We start from the raw sequence: 311 nt of genomic DNA, 5'->3' as shown, positions 1-311 counted from the left end.
GCTCCCCTGCGGCTGCTCTTGTCATAAGAGTGCCGGAGTGTTTTTCCATCAATTGCGATGACATCTTTATCATCTGAAGAATGGCAGTCACGCATCCAGTTAATAAAGCACTCGTGAAATTTTGCAGGACTGATACAGGATACAACTCGGGCAATGGTATCGTGAACAGGAATACCATTTTCAAAATCACCATATTGCTTCAAAAAATCGAGATGTGTTTCCCCAAAATCCTCTATATCTTCCCAGCCTTCTGCACCAGAAATGACGGCGCAAATAGTCAACAGAAGAATATCCGACAATTTATGTTCCAC

At 42.8% G+C, this 311-nt stretch carries 1 protein-coding gene; it reads right to left on the bottom strand.

What is annotated here, in order from left to right:
* The coding region (locus A7090_RS18025; RefSeq protein WP_198599596.1) for an ISAs1 family transposase at positions 1 to 311 on the bottom strand (311 nt) is incomplete at both ends.

This window comes from Escherichia sp. MOD1-EC7003 (assembly GCF_002965065.1).
Classification (GTDB): domain Bacteria; phylum Pseudomonadota; class Gammaproteobacteria; order Enterobacterales; family Enterobacteriaceae; genus Escherichia.
The sequence above is the reverse complement of the archived record's forward strand: the minus strand, read 5'-3'. Positions and strand labels throughout refer to the sequence as shown.